Below are 13748 nucleotides of genomic sequence, written 5' to 3' on the forward strand. Positions count from 1 at the left end.
GACGGTCGCCGTGGCGCCCGTCGCGGCCGCCTGCTGACTCCTCGGGATACGCCGCAGCCAGGCGAGCACGTGCAGGAACCCGCCCGCCCCCGCGTGGGAGGCCGCCTGGGCCAGCGCCGCCAGGTAGCCGGAGAAGACCGGGCCCACCACCAGCGGCCCGACGATGACGCGCAGGCCCCGGTTGACGTCCATCAGCTCGATGAGCACCGAGTTGCACCCGGCGCAGCCGCCCACGTGCTCGTCGACGGTCCGGGAGTCGCGTTTGGCCAGGCCGCCGCGTACGTAGGCGCCCATTTTGCCGAGCACCGGACGGCACGCCTGCGCGGGCGAGGAGGTCAGGTGCATCTGCAGGTACGCCTGGCGCAGCCCCTCGCGGGCCCGGTAGGCGAGCGCCGCCACCCCGTTGGCCGACAGGCCGAGCATCGGCGCGACGTCGGCCGCCTTGGCGCTCTCGACCTCGGTGTGCCACAGGACCGCCCGCCACCGGTCGGGCAGCGACAGGAAGGCCCGCGCGATCAGCGACTTCTCCAGACCCGTCAGCGCCGGGTCCACGAAGGGCTCCCCGGGGTCGAACTCCTCGATCTCGCCGGTGCTCACCTGGCGGCTCTCGACCCTGGTGCGGTCGTAGAACGTGCGGCGGACGACGGTCAGGAGGTACGGGCGGAAACCCGCCTCCGGGCCGCCGCCCCGGCCGACCAGGTCGAGGATCTTCGTGAACGACTCGGCGACCACGTCCTCGACATCGGTCTCGCCCCGCACGAGCTGGCGGGCGAGGGCTCTGGCGGCGGCCACGTGCCGCTCGTACAGCTCGCCGAAGGCGGCGGCGTTGCCCTCTCGCACCGCCTCCAGAAGATCCGCATCGCTTTGCGGGGATTCGACACTCATAGTGACCTCACGATTACGCGGGGTTGCCCGCCGAATCATTCCGCATTCCGCGTCATGACTAACGCGAAAGCTCGTCTTTGCCGTTGAAACCCTTCGGAGGACAGATGGACGACGACGATCAGGAGGAGCTCCGCTCGCGGTGGCGCAGGCGCAGCCTGGCGGCCGGCTGGTCCCTGCCCGCAGACTGGTGGACACCCGCCGTCGAACACACGATCACCGCGCTCCACGCCGGTCGCGGCGTGCTGCCCGCCTGCGAGGCGCTGGGGGCCGCACGGGCCCGCGCTGGCGTCGGCATCGGCGAGGGCCTCAGCGACCTCGCCGCCCTCTACGCCTCCCTCGGGCTGAGCGAGCCGCCGTTCACCGCCGCCCGCGCCTACGCCGTCGGCTGGACGGAGGCCAGCTTCGCGCCCATCACCGCGCTGTGCTGCGAGGATCCGCTCACCGGCCTGGCCAGCCCCGCCTACCTGCGTACCCGGCTGGCCGAGCTGTACCGGGGCTCGCGCGCCGAACGGCACCGGCTGGTCGTGGCCGAGCCGTACGAGTGGCCGGCCGGGCTGACCGGGCGCCTGGCCGAGCTGCTCACCCTGGCGAGGGCGCTGCGCCGGGCCTTCCCGGACGGCGAGACCCTGGCCCAGCTCGCGCCCGCACGGGTGGGCGCGCTGGCGCGGGCCGGTCCGGCCCTGCCCGGACGGGTGGCCGGACTGCACCCCTACCGGGTGTCCGTCGAGGCGCTGCCCGGAGGGTACGAACAGGCTCTCACCCTGATCCGGACCCTAAGCTTGGGCGCATGAGCGAACGCGAGAAGCTGCTTGCCGAGATCAAGAACAAGGCCGTCGTGCACGGCAAGGTCGTCCTGTCGTCGGGCCGCGAGGCTGACAGCTACCTCGACCTGCGCCGCATCACCCTCGACGGGGTGGCGGCGCCGATGGTGGGCAGGGTGCTGCTGGAGCTCACCGAAGACCTCTCCTATGACGCCGTCGGCGGCCTCACGCTGGGCGCCGACCCGGTCGCGGCCGCGATGCTGCACGCCGCCGCCGCGCGGGGGCGCACCCTCGACGCCTTCGTGGTGCGCAAGACGCAGAAGGTGCACGGCCTCCAGCGGCGGATCGAGGGCCCGGACGTGAAGGGCCGCCGCGTCCTCGCGCTGGAGGACACCTCGACCACCGGCGGCTCGGTCATGACCGCCGTCGAGGCGCTGCGCGAGGAGGGCGCCGAGGTCGTCGCCGTCGTCACCATCGTCGAGCGCGGCGCCGCGCCGCGCCTGGCGGAGGAGGGCATCCCGTACCGCTACGCGTTCACCGCTACGGAGTGCGGACTGTGAACGCCTCCCGCGTGCCCGGTTCGCCGGTCCTGCGCGGGACACCGTTCTCCGTCACCCGCACCGTCGAGGCGTCGGTGAGCACCACGGACAGTTCCGGCTCGTAGTAGGCGACCTCCTCGCCCCGGCTCATGTCGCGGTACTGCAGCACGTCGCCGCCCGGCACCCGTACGGTCACGAGCGGGCAGGTCTCGGCCACGCACTCGATGCGCACGGTCGGGATCTGGGCGGTGGTGGCGGGCGCGGCGGACTCGCGCTCGGCCGACACGGGGGCAGGGGTCTCGGCCGAGTGCAGCAGCACCCATCCGCCCACGACCAGCAGCAGCACCACGAATGCCGCCGCGACCAGGGCGGACACCAGCTTGGCCAGGCCCATCGGATCAGTCCTGTGGCGTCCCACACTCCGCAGAGTACCCAGAGGTCAAGCCCGCACCCAGATCAGTTCACGATTCGGTGCTGCCTGCCCGACCTGCGGCCTTTGACGATCTCCACGATGATCGGGATCAGCGAGATCAGCACGATCAGGAACACGCCCGGCAGGATGTACCTGTCGATCTGTTTCGGATCGACCCGGCTGCCCAGGAAGTGGCCGAGCAGGATCAGGCCCTCGGTCCAGACGAGCGCCCCCGCGACGTTCCACACCAGGAAGCGCCTGGGGCTCATCTCCAGCGCCCCGGCCACCGGGTTCATGAACGTGCGCACGATCGGCACGAACCGCGCCAGCACCACGGCCTTGGCCGGGCCGAACTTCTCGAAGAACTCCTCGGCCCGGGCGACGTGCTCCTTCTTGAACAGCCGCGAGTCCGGCCGGTCGAACATCCTTCTGCCGAAGCGGGCCCCGAGGAAGTGGCCGAGCTGGGCCCCCGCGACCGCGCACAGCGGGGTTCCGACCAGCAGCACCGGCAGGGACAGCGGCGTGATGCCCATCCCGACCGCCACGGAGGCGGAGCTGAAGATCCCGGCCGCGACGAGCAGCGAGTCGCCCGGCAGGAAGAAGCCGAGCAGCAGCCCCGTCTCGGCGAAGATGATCGCCAGCACGCCCACGGTGGCGAACGCGCCGAGCACGGTCAACCACCAGGTGGGGTCGAGCAGGTCGAGAAGCCAGTCCACATCGTGAGCGTACCGGGGGTCGCCCTACCCCGCCGGTGAACGACCCGCGATACTGGGCAGCGCGGAGCCGTACGGACTGAGGAGATGAACCATGCCCATCGCCACCCCAGAGGTCTACGCCGAGATGATCGACCGGGCCAAGGCCGGTGGATTCGCCTATCCGGCGATCAACGTGACCTCGTCCCAAACGCTCAACGCCGCCCTGCGCGGCTTCGCCGAGGCCGAGAGCGACGGCATCGTGCAGGTGTCCACGGGAGGGGCCGAGTTCCTTTCCGGCACGACCGTCAAGGACATGGTGGTCGGCGCGACGGCGCTGGCCGAGTACGCCCGGGTGGTCGCCGACAAGTACCCGGTGACGGTGGCGCTGCACACCGACCACTGCCCCAAGAACAAGCTCGCCGGGTTCATGCGCCCCCTCGTGGACATCTCGCTGGAACGGGTGGCCAAGGGCCTCGATCCGCTGTTCCAGTCGCACATGTGGGACGGCTCCGCCGTACCCCTTGAGGAGAATCTGGAGATCGCCAAGGAGCTCCTCGACAAGTGCCGCCGGGCCAACATCATCATGGAGATGGAGATCGGCGTCGTCGGCGGCGAGGAGGACGGCGTCGTCGGCGAGATCAACGAGAAGCTCTACACGACCATCGAGGACGCGCTGGCCACCGCCGAGGCGGTCGGCGTCGGCGAGCAGGGCCGCTACATGCTGGCGGCCACGTTCGGCAACGTCCACGGCGTCTACAAGCCGGGACACGTCAAGCTGCGGCCGTCGGTGCTGAAGGAGATCCAGGACGCGGTCGGCGCGAAGTACGGCAAGGACAAGCCGTTCGACCTGGTCTTCCACGGCGGTTCCGGCTCGCTGCTGGAGGAGATCCACGAGGCGATCTCCTACGGCGTGGTGAAGATGAACATCGACACCGACACCCAGTACGCCTTCACCCGGCCGATCGCCGCCCACATGTTCACCAACTACGACGGGGTCCTCAAGGTCGACGGGGACGTCGGCAACAAGAAGGTCTACGACCCCCGCTCGTACGGCAAGAGCGCCGAGACCGCGATGGCCGCCCGCGTGGCGCAGGCGTGCCAGGACCTGAAGTCCGCCGGGACGAAGATCACCTAGTCAGAGGGCGGGCCCGGCGGGTATGACTATTTCTATGGACAACCTTCTCGCCGGGCCGCCCCCGACCTACCTGCCGGATCTGACCGAGGCTCGCGAGGCGCTCGAATCCGGTGCCAAGGCCGCCGACGTCGCCGCCCGCTTCCCCGCCTACCCGGGGGCGTGGGCCGCGCTCGCGGACGAGTACTTCGCCAAGGGCCACGCGGTCACCTCCTACGCGTTCGCCCGCACCGGATATCACCGCGGCCTCGACCAGTTGCGTCGCAGCGGCTGGAAGGGGCACGGGCCCGTCCCGTGGGAGCACGAACCCAATCGCGGCTTCCTGCGCTGCCTCCACGCGCTCGGCAGGGCCGCCCAGTCGATCGGCGAGAAGGACGAAGCCGAGCGCTGCATGCAGTTCCTCAAGGACAGCGACCCGGCGGCTTACGAGGCCCTGACCAAGTGAACCTTGGGACGAATTGCCCAATCGGGTAGTCTCTCCACGCAAGAGCCCCTGTCGCGCTTGCGCCAGGGGCTTTCCGTTTTTTGGTGCTGGGGAGAAGCAAGATGCCCGCTGTCGTTGTCCTGGGCGCCCAGTGGGGCGATGAAGGCAAGGGAAAGGCCACCGACCTGCTCGGCGACGCCGTCGAGTACGTCGTGCGTTACCAGGGAGGCAACAACGCGGGCCACACCATCGTCATCGGCGACCAGAAGTACGCCCTCCACCTGGTGCCCACCGGGATCCTGTCGCCGCACGTGGTGCCGGTCATCGGCAACGGCGTGGTCATCGACCCCGGGGTACTGCTGCACGAGATCGACGCGCTGGCCGCGCGCGGGGTGTCGGCCGAACGGCTGCTGATCTCCGCCAACGCGCACCTGATCATGCCGCACCACAAGGCCCTGGACAAGGTGAGCGAGCGCTACCTGGGCAAGGCCAAGATCGGCACCACCGGGCGCGGCATCGGCCCCGCCTACGGCGACAAGATCTACCGGGTGGGCATCAGGGTCCAGGACCTGCTCGACCCGGGCATCCTCGCCCAGAAGATCGAGGTCGCGCTCAACGAGAAGAACCAGATCCTCACCAAGATCTACAACCGGCGGGGGCTGGAGGCCGAGCAGGTGCTGGAGGAGTACCTGGGGTACGCCGAGCGCCTCAAGCCGCACATCGCCGACACCTCGCTGGTGCTCAGCAAGGCGCTCGACGAGGACCGGTTCGTGCTGCTGGAGGGCGGGCAGGGCACGCTGCTCGACATCGACCACGGTACCTACCCGTTCGTCACCTCGTCCTCGCCGACCAGCGGCGGCGCCTGCGCGGGCTCCGGCATCCCGCCGCACCGGCTCACCCGGGTGATCGCCATCCTGAAGGCGTACACGACACGGGTCGGCTCCGGGCCGTTCCCGACCGAACTTGAGGACGAGACGGGCGAGTGGCTGCGCCAGACCGGCGGCGAGTACGGCACCACCACCGGGCGCAACCGCCGTACGGGGTGGTTCGACGCGGTGATCGCCCGGTACGCGACAAGGATCAACGGCGTCACGGACTTCTTCCTCACCAAGCTGGACGTGCTGTCCGGGCTTGAGCGGATCCCGGTGTGCGTCGCCTACGACGTGGACGGGCAGCGTCACGACGAGATCCCGATGACGCAGACCGAGTTCCACCACGCCAAGCCGATCTACGAGGAGTTCCCCGGCTGGCAGGAGGACATCTCGGGCGCCAAGACGTTCGAGGACCTGCCCCCGAACGCCCAGGCGTACGTGCGCACGCTGGAGGAGATGAGCGGGGCGCCGATCTCCGCGATCGGCGTCGGCCCCGGCCGCGACCAGACGATCTCCCTGCGCTCCCTCGTCTAGAGTCGCCGGGTCGCGCTCGCCTGCACCCGGCGTCCCCTGCCTGGGGTTCAGGCCAGGCCAGGGCAGGGCTCAGCCGTCCCGGAGCCCGGCCCTGATCCGGGCCGCGCAGGGCTCAGCCGTCCGCGAGCCTTGCTTCGATGCGGTCGACGTCGCCCCGCTCCGCCTCCGGGAGTGGGGCGCCGATCGACGCGCGCAGCCGCTCGGCCTCGCCGAGCAGCCGCCGGGCATCCGCCGGGCATCCGCCGGGCGGCCGTCCAGGACGGCCGCCCCGGCCAGGCCCTCCAAGGCCAGGGCCACCGCGCGCGGGTCGCCGAGTTCGCGCGCGGCCGAAAGCCCCTCGGCGTGCAACCGCCCCGCTCGTACGGCGTCGCCGCGCAACTCGGCCACGAAGCCGAGTTCGGCCAGGATGAGCGTCACCCCGTAGTACTTCTCCAGCCGCCGGTTCCAGTCGAGCGACTCCATGAGATGCCGCTCCGCCGCGTCCAGGTCGCCCGCGCGGCGCGCGGTGAGAGCCAGCCCGACCCGGGCGAACTCCTCCGCGAACCGGTTGGACTGCTCCCCCGCCACCCGCAGCCCGCGCTCGTGCAGCGCCCGCGACCGGTCGAGGTCGCCGGTGAGCAGCGCGATCCGGCCGAGGCTCGACAGCCGGTACGACACGTCAGTCCACAGCCGAAGGTCCTCGGCGATGCGCAGCCCCTCGGTGTGCAGTTCGCGGGCACGGACGTGGTCGCCGGTGATCTCCGCCCAGTGGCCGAGCTGGTCGGCGGCCTGGAGGCGTCCCCACTGGTCCTCCAGCGCGGTGAACAGCGCGAGGCTCCGCTCCGCGGCGGCGCGGCCGGCAGCGAGGTCGCCCCGGAAGATCGCGAGCTTGGCCAGGCTGGTGAGCGCCGCCGCCTCGACCCAGCGCTCGCCCTGCTCGCGAGCCTCCGCAAGGGCCTGTTCGACGTACGGCGCCGCCCGCACCGAGTCGCCGAGGTGCAGGTAGGCGTGCCCGAGGAACCACCGGCAGCGGGCGCCCTGCGGGTCGAGCACGCGGTCCGCGTCAGGAGCACGGTCGGCATCAGGAACACGGACGGCGTCGGGGACGAGGGCGGAGTCTGGGACGAGGGCGGAGCCGGGGGCACGGTCGGCGTCGGGGGCACGGTCGGCGATGTGGCCGACAACGTGGCCGACCGGCAGGCCGACGAGCATGGCGAAGGCGGGCTCCCAGGCGGTGCCCGTGCTCAGCCGGTGTGCTTCGCCGTGTCTGCCGCGCAGGTACAGGTACCAGAGCAGCGCGGGCGAGCGCACGGTTCTGAGGTTGCTCGCCTCCTCGTCCAGCCGCGCCAGCCACTCGCGCTGCCCGGGGCCGCGCAGGTGCTGCTCCGCCGTCTCCACCAGCGCGGTGTAGTAGGCGTCGCGCCGGGCGAACAGCGGGTCGTCGGGGGCGAGGCGGGCCAGGCAGTAGGCGGCGATGCTCTCCAGCAGCCGGTAGCGGGGCGGTTCCGCGACCGCCATCGAGCGGTTGACGAGCTGATCGACCAGTTCCTCCGCGACCCCGGCGGCCTCGATCGTGCAGCCGCCGGGGTGCACGGCCAGCGCACACAGGGCCCGTCGCTGCGGCTCTGTCAGCTGCTCCCAGCTCCAGTCGATGACGGCGCCGAGCGTACGCTGACGGGCGGGCAGGCCGCGCACCTGCCGGCCGAGCAGGCGGAAGCGGTCGTCCAGCCGTTCGGCGACGCCGCCGACGCCGAGGGCGCGCACGCGGGCGGCGGCGAGTTCGAGGGCGAGAGGCAGGCCGTCCAGCCTGGCGCAGATCGCCTCGATCGAGGGGCGGTCGGCGCCGGGGTCGATCCCCGCTCTGGCGGCGAAGAGCCGGACGGCGCTGCCTTGGTCGAGCGGTTCGACCGGGTGGAGCGCCTCGCCGGGGATCGCCAGCGACTCCTGGCTGGTGGCGAGCACCCGCAGACCGGGAGCGGTGCGCAGCAGCAGGTGCACGAGCTCGGCGACGGCATCGACCAGGTGCTCGCAGTTGTCGAGCACCAGCAGCAGCTCCCGCCCCCGCAGCGCATCGGCGAGCTTCCCCGGCAGGTGACGACCCGCGAGTCCGGGCCACGACCGATCACCGGCAAAGCCGCTCGGCGACTGACCACCGGCAAAGCCAGGCTGTAGCTGATCACTGGCGAAGCCGGTCGGCGGCTGATCACCGGTCGCCCGCTGAGCGGGGTGACCGGGGTGGCCGGGGGTGGTCTCGTCGCGGATGCCCAGCGTGGCGGCCACGGTTTCGGCGACCTGGACCAGCCCGCCCCTCGTGCCCGCCAGCTCGACCAGCCACGTCTCCCCCGGTCCCGGCAGGTCGGCGACGGCCAGCGCGAGCCGGGTCTTGCCGACCCCGCCCGGCCCGGTCAGCGTGACCAGCCGGGACCGGCCCAGCAGTCCGACGACCGTGGACACCGCCTGCTCCCTGCCCACCAGCTCGGTGAGCGCGGCGGGCAGATTTCCGCGACGCGGCGCCGCCAGCGCGGGCTCCTGCCTGAGCATGGCCAGGTTCAGCTCGGCCAGCTCGGGACCCGGGTCGGCGCCCAGCTCCGCCGACAGCCGCTCGCGCAGCACCGCGTACCCCTCCAGGGCCTCGTGCTGCCGCCCGGCCCGGTACAGGGCCCGCAGATGGACGGCGCGCAGCCGCTCCCGCAGCGGGTGCTCGGCGACGGCCTCGGCCAGCTCGTCCGCCAGCGCGGCGTGCTCGCCGAGCGCCAGCCTGGCCTCCGCCTGCTCCTCCAGCGCGCTCAGCCGCAACTCGTCGAGGTGGACGGCGCTCGCACGGGCGAACTCCTCGTCGCGTACGTCGGCGTAGGCGGGCCCGCGCCACAGCGCGAGCGCGTCGGTGAGCAGCCCGGCCCGCTCGCGCAGATCGTCGGTACGGCGGGCCCGGTCGAGCAGCGCGGTGAAGGCGAGCGCGTCCACGTCGTCGGCCCGCAGCGCGTACCCGGCGGGCTGGTAGGTCACCAGCTCCCTGCCGAGGACCCGGCGCAGCTGCGAGATCTTGGTCTGCAGGGTGTTGGCCGGGTTGCCGGGCGGGTCGTCGCCCCACAGGTCGTCGGCCAGCCGGTCGGCGGGGACCGGACGGCCCTCGTGGATCAGCAGGTCGGCGAGGAGGGCGCGCACCTTCGCCTCAGGCACCCGCACGGGCTCGCCGTCGGGCGTCCACACCGAAAGCGGACCAAGCACACCAAATCGCACCTGCTCACGGTACCCGCAGCGCGCCCCCAGGAGCGGGCCGAGCACACCGAATCGCACCTGCTCACGCCACCCCCAGCGAACCCCCAGGAGATCGTGCGCGGGCACCGGCACAGTTCTGCCCATGAGAACGAACCGTGAAATCCACCTGGTCTCCCGTCCCTCCGGCGCCCCCGTGGCGCAGAACTTCGACCTGGTCGTGACCGAGCTGCCCGAACCGGCGGAGGGTCAGGTCCTGGTGCGTAACACCTGGATGTCCGTCGATCCGTACATGCGGGGGCGGATGGACGACGTGCCCTCCTACATCCCGCCGTTCCGGCTCGGCGAGGCGATGGAGGGCTCGGCGGTCGGCGAGGTGGTCGCCTCCCGGGCCCCGGGGCTGCCCGTGGGGACGACCGTGGTGCACTTCCTGGGCTGGCGCGAGTACTCCGTGCTCGACGCCGAGGCCGTGACGCCGGCCGACACGTCGCTGGCGCCCGCCGAGGCGTACCTGGGGCCGCTCGGGACGACCGGGCTGACCGCGTACGCGACCGTGACCGAGGTCGCGCCGGTACGCGAGGGCGACACCGTCTTCGTCTCGGCGGCGGCGGGCGCCGTGGGGAGCGTGGCGGGCCAGCTCGCCCGCAAGCTCGGCGCCGCCCGGGTGATCGGCTCGGCGGGCGGCCCGCTGAAGGTCGGCAAGCTGCTGCGGGACTTCGGCTTCGACGCGGCGATCGACTACCGTGAGGGCGACCTCGCCGGCCAGCTCGCGAAGGCGGCGCCCGACGGCATCGACGTGTACGTCGACAACGTCGGCGGCGACCACCTGACGGCCGCGCTCGACGCGATCAGGGTCGGCGGCCGGATCGGCATGGTCGGCGCGATCAGCTCCTACAACGCGACCGGCCCGGTGCCCGGCCCGCACAACCTGTTCAACCTGGTGGCCAAGGACGCCACGCTGCGCGGCATGCTGATCAACAGCTACTTCCACCTCTTCCCCGAGTGGATCGGCAAGGCGGCGGGGTGGCTGGCCGACGGCTCGCTGCGCACCGAGACGACCGTCGCCGACGGACTGGAGCGGGCGCCGGCCGCCTTCCTCGACATGATGCGCGGCGGCAACGTCGGCAAGATGCTGGTCCGGCTCTGACCGGTCCGCCCCGGGCAGGTCTGCACCGTCCCGGCCGGCGTGGGTCAGGTCGGCGTGGGTCAGGTCGGCGTGGGTCAGGTCGGCGGGGTTCAGGTCGGCGTGGGTCAGGTCGGCGGGGTTCAGGCAGGCACCGGCCATACCGGCACAGTTCAGATCAGCACGGCGGCGGTCACCGGCGTGTGGAGCCGCCAGCCGACCGTGGTGTAGAGGGCCCTGCCCTCCTCTGTGGCGACCAGGACGCCCGTGCGGGCGCCCCGGCCCGCCCCGGCGGAGGACAGGGCCCTCATGACGATGCTGCCGAGCCCGCGCCTGCGGTGCCCGGCCGCGGTCTCGACCTGGTCGACGACGGCGGTCCTGCCGTTGAGCGCGATCTGGCCGCGCGCGGCGACCTCACCGTCGGCGGTGAGCAGGCGGGCGGTGACGATCTGCCCGCGCGGGGTCACCGCCAGGGTGTACCCAGCGGGCGCTGTCACGTCCGTACGGCGCAGCGGAGCGGTCATCAGGTATTCGGGCACCTGGACGGTCCACGCGGCGGTCAGCGAGGGCGTGACCTGCTCGGCGGGGGCGCAGACCTTGAGCCAGGTGCCCGGCGCGGTGAGGGTGCCGGCGAGGCGGCGCAGCAGGGCGGGCGTGGCCTCGGGCAGGACGTGGCGGACGAGGTGGCCGGGCTGCCCGACGTCGACGCGCAGACCCCACTCCTCCTCCACCGGACGGCCGGTGGCGCGGGAGACCGTCCAGCCCTCAACCCAGGCCCGTACGATGTCCACGCTCATGACACCCCAGCTTATTGCGATATGTCCGGAAACGATCCGGGTGCGAGCAATCTCACCCGAGCGGCGTGGCATCGCGGGAGCGCGGCACCGGGGCGGTATGGTCCCCGGTGTGCGCGTCGAGATTCATGGACACCGGGGAGCCAGGGGCCTGTGGCCCGAGAACACCCTGCCGGGGCTGGGCCGGACGATGGAGCTCGGGGTCGACGCCCTCGAACTCGACGTCGCCCTCACCGCCGACCGCAGGCTGGTGCTCACCCACGATCTCACCGTCTCGGCGGTGACCAGCGCCGACACCAGGCCGCTGAGCGCCGACGACCCCTGCTTCCCCTATGTGGGCAAGCCCATCAACACCCTTGAGCTGGCGCAGCTGCGCATGCTCGATGTCGGGGTACGGCTGCCCCGCCATCCGAACGATCCGTTCGCCCTCACCCAGAAGCCCATCCCCGACACCCGCATGCCCACGCTGGGCGCGGTGCTCGGGCTGGTCAACGCCTACGCCGCCGACAGCGTCCGGCTGCACGTGGAGCTGAAGTCCGACCCGACGCGGCCCGAACTGTCGGCCGACCCCCGGCTGTTCGCCAACCTGGTCCTCGACGAACTCGACCGGCACGGACGGCTCGGCAACGCGGCCATCCTCAGCTTCGACTGGCGCATCCTGTCCCACGCGGCCGCGAGCGCGCCCGGCACCTGGCGGTTCGCGCTCATCGAGCTGGACACGCTGCACTGGCACGACGACCTCGGCGACGACATCCCGGCGGCCGCCGCCGCGGCGGGCGCGACCACGTTGTCGCCCGAGCACGCGATGGTGGACGAGCATCTGATGCGCCAGTGCGAGCGGGCGGGCCTCGACGTGGCCGTCTGGACGGTCAACGACGTGGCGCTCGCCGCCCGGATGCTCGACCTCGGGGTGTCCGGCGTCGTCACCGACTACCCGGACCGGATGCGCGAACTCTGGTTGGAGCGCGGCCTCGACCTGCCTCGGCAGGTCAGGCCGCTGCGCCCGGTCGGCGTGTAGCCGCGGCGGCTCGCCTACAGCCAGCCGTTGCGGCGGAAGCCCCGGTAGAGGAGGGAGCAGGCCGTGACCATCACGGCCAGCACCACCGGATAGCCCCAGACCTGCTTGGTCTCGGGCATGAAGTCGAAGTTCATGCCGTAGATGCCGGCGATCATCGTGGGCACGCTGATGATGGCCACCCACGAGGAGATCTTGCGCATGTCCTCGTTGGCCATGGTGTTGGAGCGCGCCAGCGCGGCCTGGAGGATCGAGTTGGCCAGTTCGTTGGAGGACTCGACCTGCTCGCACACCCGGGCCAGGTGGTCGCTGACGTCGCGGAAGTACTCGCGCATCTCCAGCGGGATCACCCGCCGCTGCGGCAGCGCCGACATCGGCGCCTGCAACGGGGTGACCGCCCGCTTCATCTCCAGCATCTCCCGCTTGAGCTGGTAGATCCGGTTGATGTCGCGAGAGGAGACGTCCGCGAAGACGGCGGCCTCGACCTCTTCGAGCTCCAGGTGCATGAGGTCGGCCACCTGGAGGTAGCGGTCGACGACGTGGTCGGAGATCGCGTGCAGGACGCCGGTCGGGCCCCGGTCGATCAGGTCGGCGCTGTCCTCGAAACGCTCGCGGACCTCGGACAACGGGCAGTGCCGCCCATGCCGTACGGTCACCACGAAGTCGGCCCCGACGAACAGCATGATCTCACCGGTCTCGATGATCTCACTGGTGGCCGTGAGCTCGTCGTGGTCGAGGTAGGCCACGGTCTTCAGCACCACGAACAGCGAGTCGCCGTACCGCTCGACCTTGGGCCGCTGGTGGGCCTTGACGGCGTCCTCGACGGCCAGCGGGTGCAGGCCGAACACCTGGGCCAGCCACTCGACCTCGGGGGCGGCGGGCTCGTGCAGGCCGACCCACACGAACGCCTGGGATCCGGCCTTGTTGTGCTCGCGGACGAGTTCGAGGGACTCGACGATGCCGGTCGCCGGGACCTTGCGGCCCTCGACGTAGGCGCCGTACTCGACGACGGAGTCGACCGGTGGCACACAGATGTCGCGCACGGGCTTGCTCAGCTGGCGTGCGGAATGCGGCTGCTGCACCGGGTGGCGGTTGATGCGACGGAAAAGGGTGGACGAGCGCATGGCTGTCCCTTTCCGCCCGACCTTTGGCGGTCCACGCGTGAGTGAACGGTCACCTCAATCGAGAAAAGGGCGTGGAGGCACGATCAGGCTGCCGGATTGGAGTGGTCGGGGGTATTCGCGGAGTACGTGTGTGAGCACGTACTGCTGGGTTCACCAGGATTCATCCCGGACCACCTCCAATCACAAGAGACGCCGCAAAGCCGCATTAACTTACCACAGAACCATCGAGCGATCCGGCGACAC

The 13748-nt window shown here is 71.6% G+C and carries 13 protein-coding genes and 1 pseudogene; 7 read left to right on the plus strand and 7 right to left on the minus strand.

Translation table 11 applies throughout. The features are described from left to right. A partial coding sequence (locus ABD120_RS20210; protein ID WP_343951498.1) for a sigma-70 family RNA polymerase sigma factor occupies positions 1–885 on the minus strand: 885 nt, incomplete at its 3' end. Between the two features lie 104 nt (positions 886–989). Here ABD120_RS20210 and ABD120_RS20215 point away from each other — a divergent pair. Together ABD120_RS20215 and pyrE are read left to right on the plus strand one after the other, a co-directional pair. Continuing rightward, positions 990–1676 (plus strand): hypothetical protein, encoded by a 687-nt coding sequence (locus ABD120_RS20215; RefSeq protein WP_343951499.1) that lies wholly within the window; start codon positions 990–992, stop codon positions 1674–1676. After that, complete coding sequence (pyrE, locus tag ABD120_RS20220) at positions 1673–2206, plus strand: orotate phosphoribosyltransferase (RefSeq protein WP_343951500.1); 534 nt, start codon at positions 1673–1675, stop codon at positions 2204–2206. The genes ABD120_RS20215 and pyrE overlap by 4 nt, the downstream gene beginning before the upstream one ends. Here pyrE and ABD120_RS20225 read toward each other — a convergent pair. Further along, positions 2187–2603 carry a hypothetical protein gene (locus ABD120_RS20225; protein ID WP_343951501.1) on the minus strand — a complete coding sequence of 139 codons (417 nt, stop codon included), beginning with the start codon at positions 2601–2603 and terminating at the stop codon, positions 2187–2189. The genes pyrE and ABD120_RS20225 overlap by 20 nt on opposite strands. 38 nt (positions 2604–2641) lie before the next feature. Continuing rightward, positions 2642–3313: a DedA family protein gene (locus ABD120_RS20230; protein ID WP_343951502.1), complete on the minus strand. Its 672-nt coding sequence runs from the start codon at positions 3311–3313 to the stop codon at positions 2642–2644. 91 nt (positions 3314–3404) lie between these two features. On the opposite strand from ABD120_RS20230, the gene fbaA reads away from it, so the two are divergent. The 3 genes from fbaA to ABD120_RS20245 all read left to right on the plus strand — a co-directional run bounded on the left by fbaA (position 3405) and on the right by ABD120_RS20245 (position 6254). After that, positions 3405–4427 (plus strand): class II fructose-bisphosphate aldolase, encoded by a 1023-nt coding sequence (gene fbaA, locus ABD120_RS20235; RefSeq protein WP_343951503.1) that lies wholly within the window; start codon positions 3405–3407, stop codon positions 4425–4427. A 34-nt stretch (positions 4428–4461) separates the two neighbouring features. Then, positions 4462–4869 carry a DUF3151 domain-containing protein gene (locus tag ABD120_RS20240; protein ID WP_343951504.1) on the plus strand — a complete coding sequence of 136 codons (408 nt, stop codon included), beginning with the start codon at positions 4462–4464 and terminating at the stop codon, positions 4867–4869. A 101-nt stretch (positions 4870–4970) separates the two neighbouring features. Then, on the plus strand, positions 4971–6254 hold the full coding sequence (locus tag ABD120_RS20245) for an adenylosuccinate synthase (RefSeq protein WP_343951505.1): 1284 nt from the start codon (positions 4971–4973) through the stop codon (positions 6252–6254). A 69-nt stretch (positions 6255–6323) separates the two neighbouring features. On the opposite strand, the gene ABD120_RS20250 is transcribed toward ABD120_RS20245, so the two are convergent. Next, positions 6324–9596: an AfsR/SARP family transcriptional regulator gene (locus ABD120_RS20250; protein ID WP_343951506.1), complete on the minus strand. Its 3273-nt coding sequence runs from the start codon at positions 9594–9596 to the stop codon at positions 6324–6326. Here ABD120_RS20250 and ABD120_RS20255 point away from each other — a divergent pair. Then, positions 9595–10596, plus strand: coding sequence for an NADP-dependent oxidoreductase (locus ABD120_RS20255; RefSeq protein WP_343951507.1), 1002 nt, complete (start codon positions 9595–9597; stop codon positions 10594–10596). The genes ABD120_RS20250 and ABD120_RS20255 overlap by 2 nt on opposite strands. Before the next feature lie 15 nt (positions 10597–10611). On the opposite strand, the pseudogene ABD120_RS39830 reads toward ABD120_RS20255, so the two are convergent. After that, positions 10612–10734, minus strand: a pseudogene (locus ABD120_RS39830) (pentapeptide repeat-containing protein); the annotation flags it as partial. 11 nt (positions 10735–10745) lie between these two features. Continuing rightward, a complete protein-coding gene (locus ABD120_RS20260; RefSeq protein WP_343951508.1) occupies positions 10746–11369 on the minus strand; it encodes a GNAT family N-acetyltransferase in 624 nt (207 codons plus the stop codon). Between the two features lie 109 nt (positions 11370–11478). Here ABD120_RS20260 and ABD120_RS20265 point away from each other — a divergent pair, with 109 nt between their 5' ends. Then, a complete protein-coding gene (locus ABD120_RS20265; protein WP_343951509.1) occupies positions 11479–12384 on the plus strand; it encodes a glycerophosphodiester phosphodiesterase family protein in 906 nt (301 codons plus the stop codon). Positions 12385–12398: 14 nt separating this feature from the next. Here the strand turns inward: ABD120_RS20265 and corA are convergent, their stop codons facing one another. After that, entirely contained in the window at positions 12399–13505 is a 1107-nt protein-coding gene (gene corA / locus ABD120_RS20270; protein ID WP_343951510.1) for a magnesium/cobalt transporter CorA, read from the minus strand. Positions 13506–13748: the final 243 nt, after the last annotated feature.

The sequence above is a fragment of the Nonomuraea longicatena genome, from assembly GCF_039525605.1.
Classification (GTDB): domain Bacteria; phylum Actinomycetota; class Actinomycetes; order Streptosporangiales; family Streptosporangiaceae; genus Nonomuraea; species Nonomuraea longicatena.

Excerpts from the sequence above, each read along its gene's own strand:
- ABD120_RS20215 (WP_343951499.1), top strand. The coding sequence starts at position 990 with ATGGACGACGACGATCAGGAGGAGCTCCGCTCGCGGTGGCGCAGGCGC.
- pyrE (WP_343951500.1), top strand. The coding sequence starts at position 1,673 with ATGAGCGAACGCGAGAAGCTGCTTGCCGAGATCAAGAACAAGGCCGTC.
- fbaA (WP_343951503.1), top strand. The coding sequence starts at position 3,405 with ATGCCCATCGCCACCCCAGAGGTCTACGCCGAGATGATCGACCGGGCC.
- ABD120_RS20240 (WP_343951504.1), top strand. The coding sequence starts at position 4,462 with ATGGACAACCTTCTCGCCGGGCCGCCCCCGACCTACCTGCCGGATCTG.
- ABD120_RS20245 (WP_343951505.1), top strand. The coding sequence starts at position 4,971 with ATGCCCGCTGTCGTTGTCCTGGGCGCCCAGTGGGGCGATGAAGGCAAG.
- ABD120_RS20255 (WP_343951507.1), top strand. The coding sequence starts at position 9,595 with ATGAGAACGAACCGTGAAATCCACCTGGTCTCCCGTCCCTCCGGCGCC.
- ABD120_RS20250 (WP_343951506.1), bottom strand. The coding sequence starts at position 9,596 with ATGGGCAGAACTGTGCCGGTGCCCGCGCACGATCTCCTGGGGGTTCGC.
- ABD120_RS20260 (WP_343951508.1), bottom strand. The coding sequence starts at position 11,369 with ATGAGCGTGGACATCGTACGGGCCTGGGTTGAGGGCTGGACGGTCTCC.
- corA (WP_343951510.1), bottom strand. The coding sequence starts at position 13,505 with ATGCGCTCGTCCACCCTTTTCCGTCGCATCAACCGCCACCCGGTGCAG.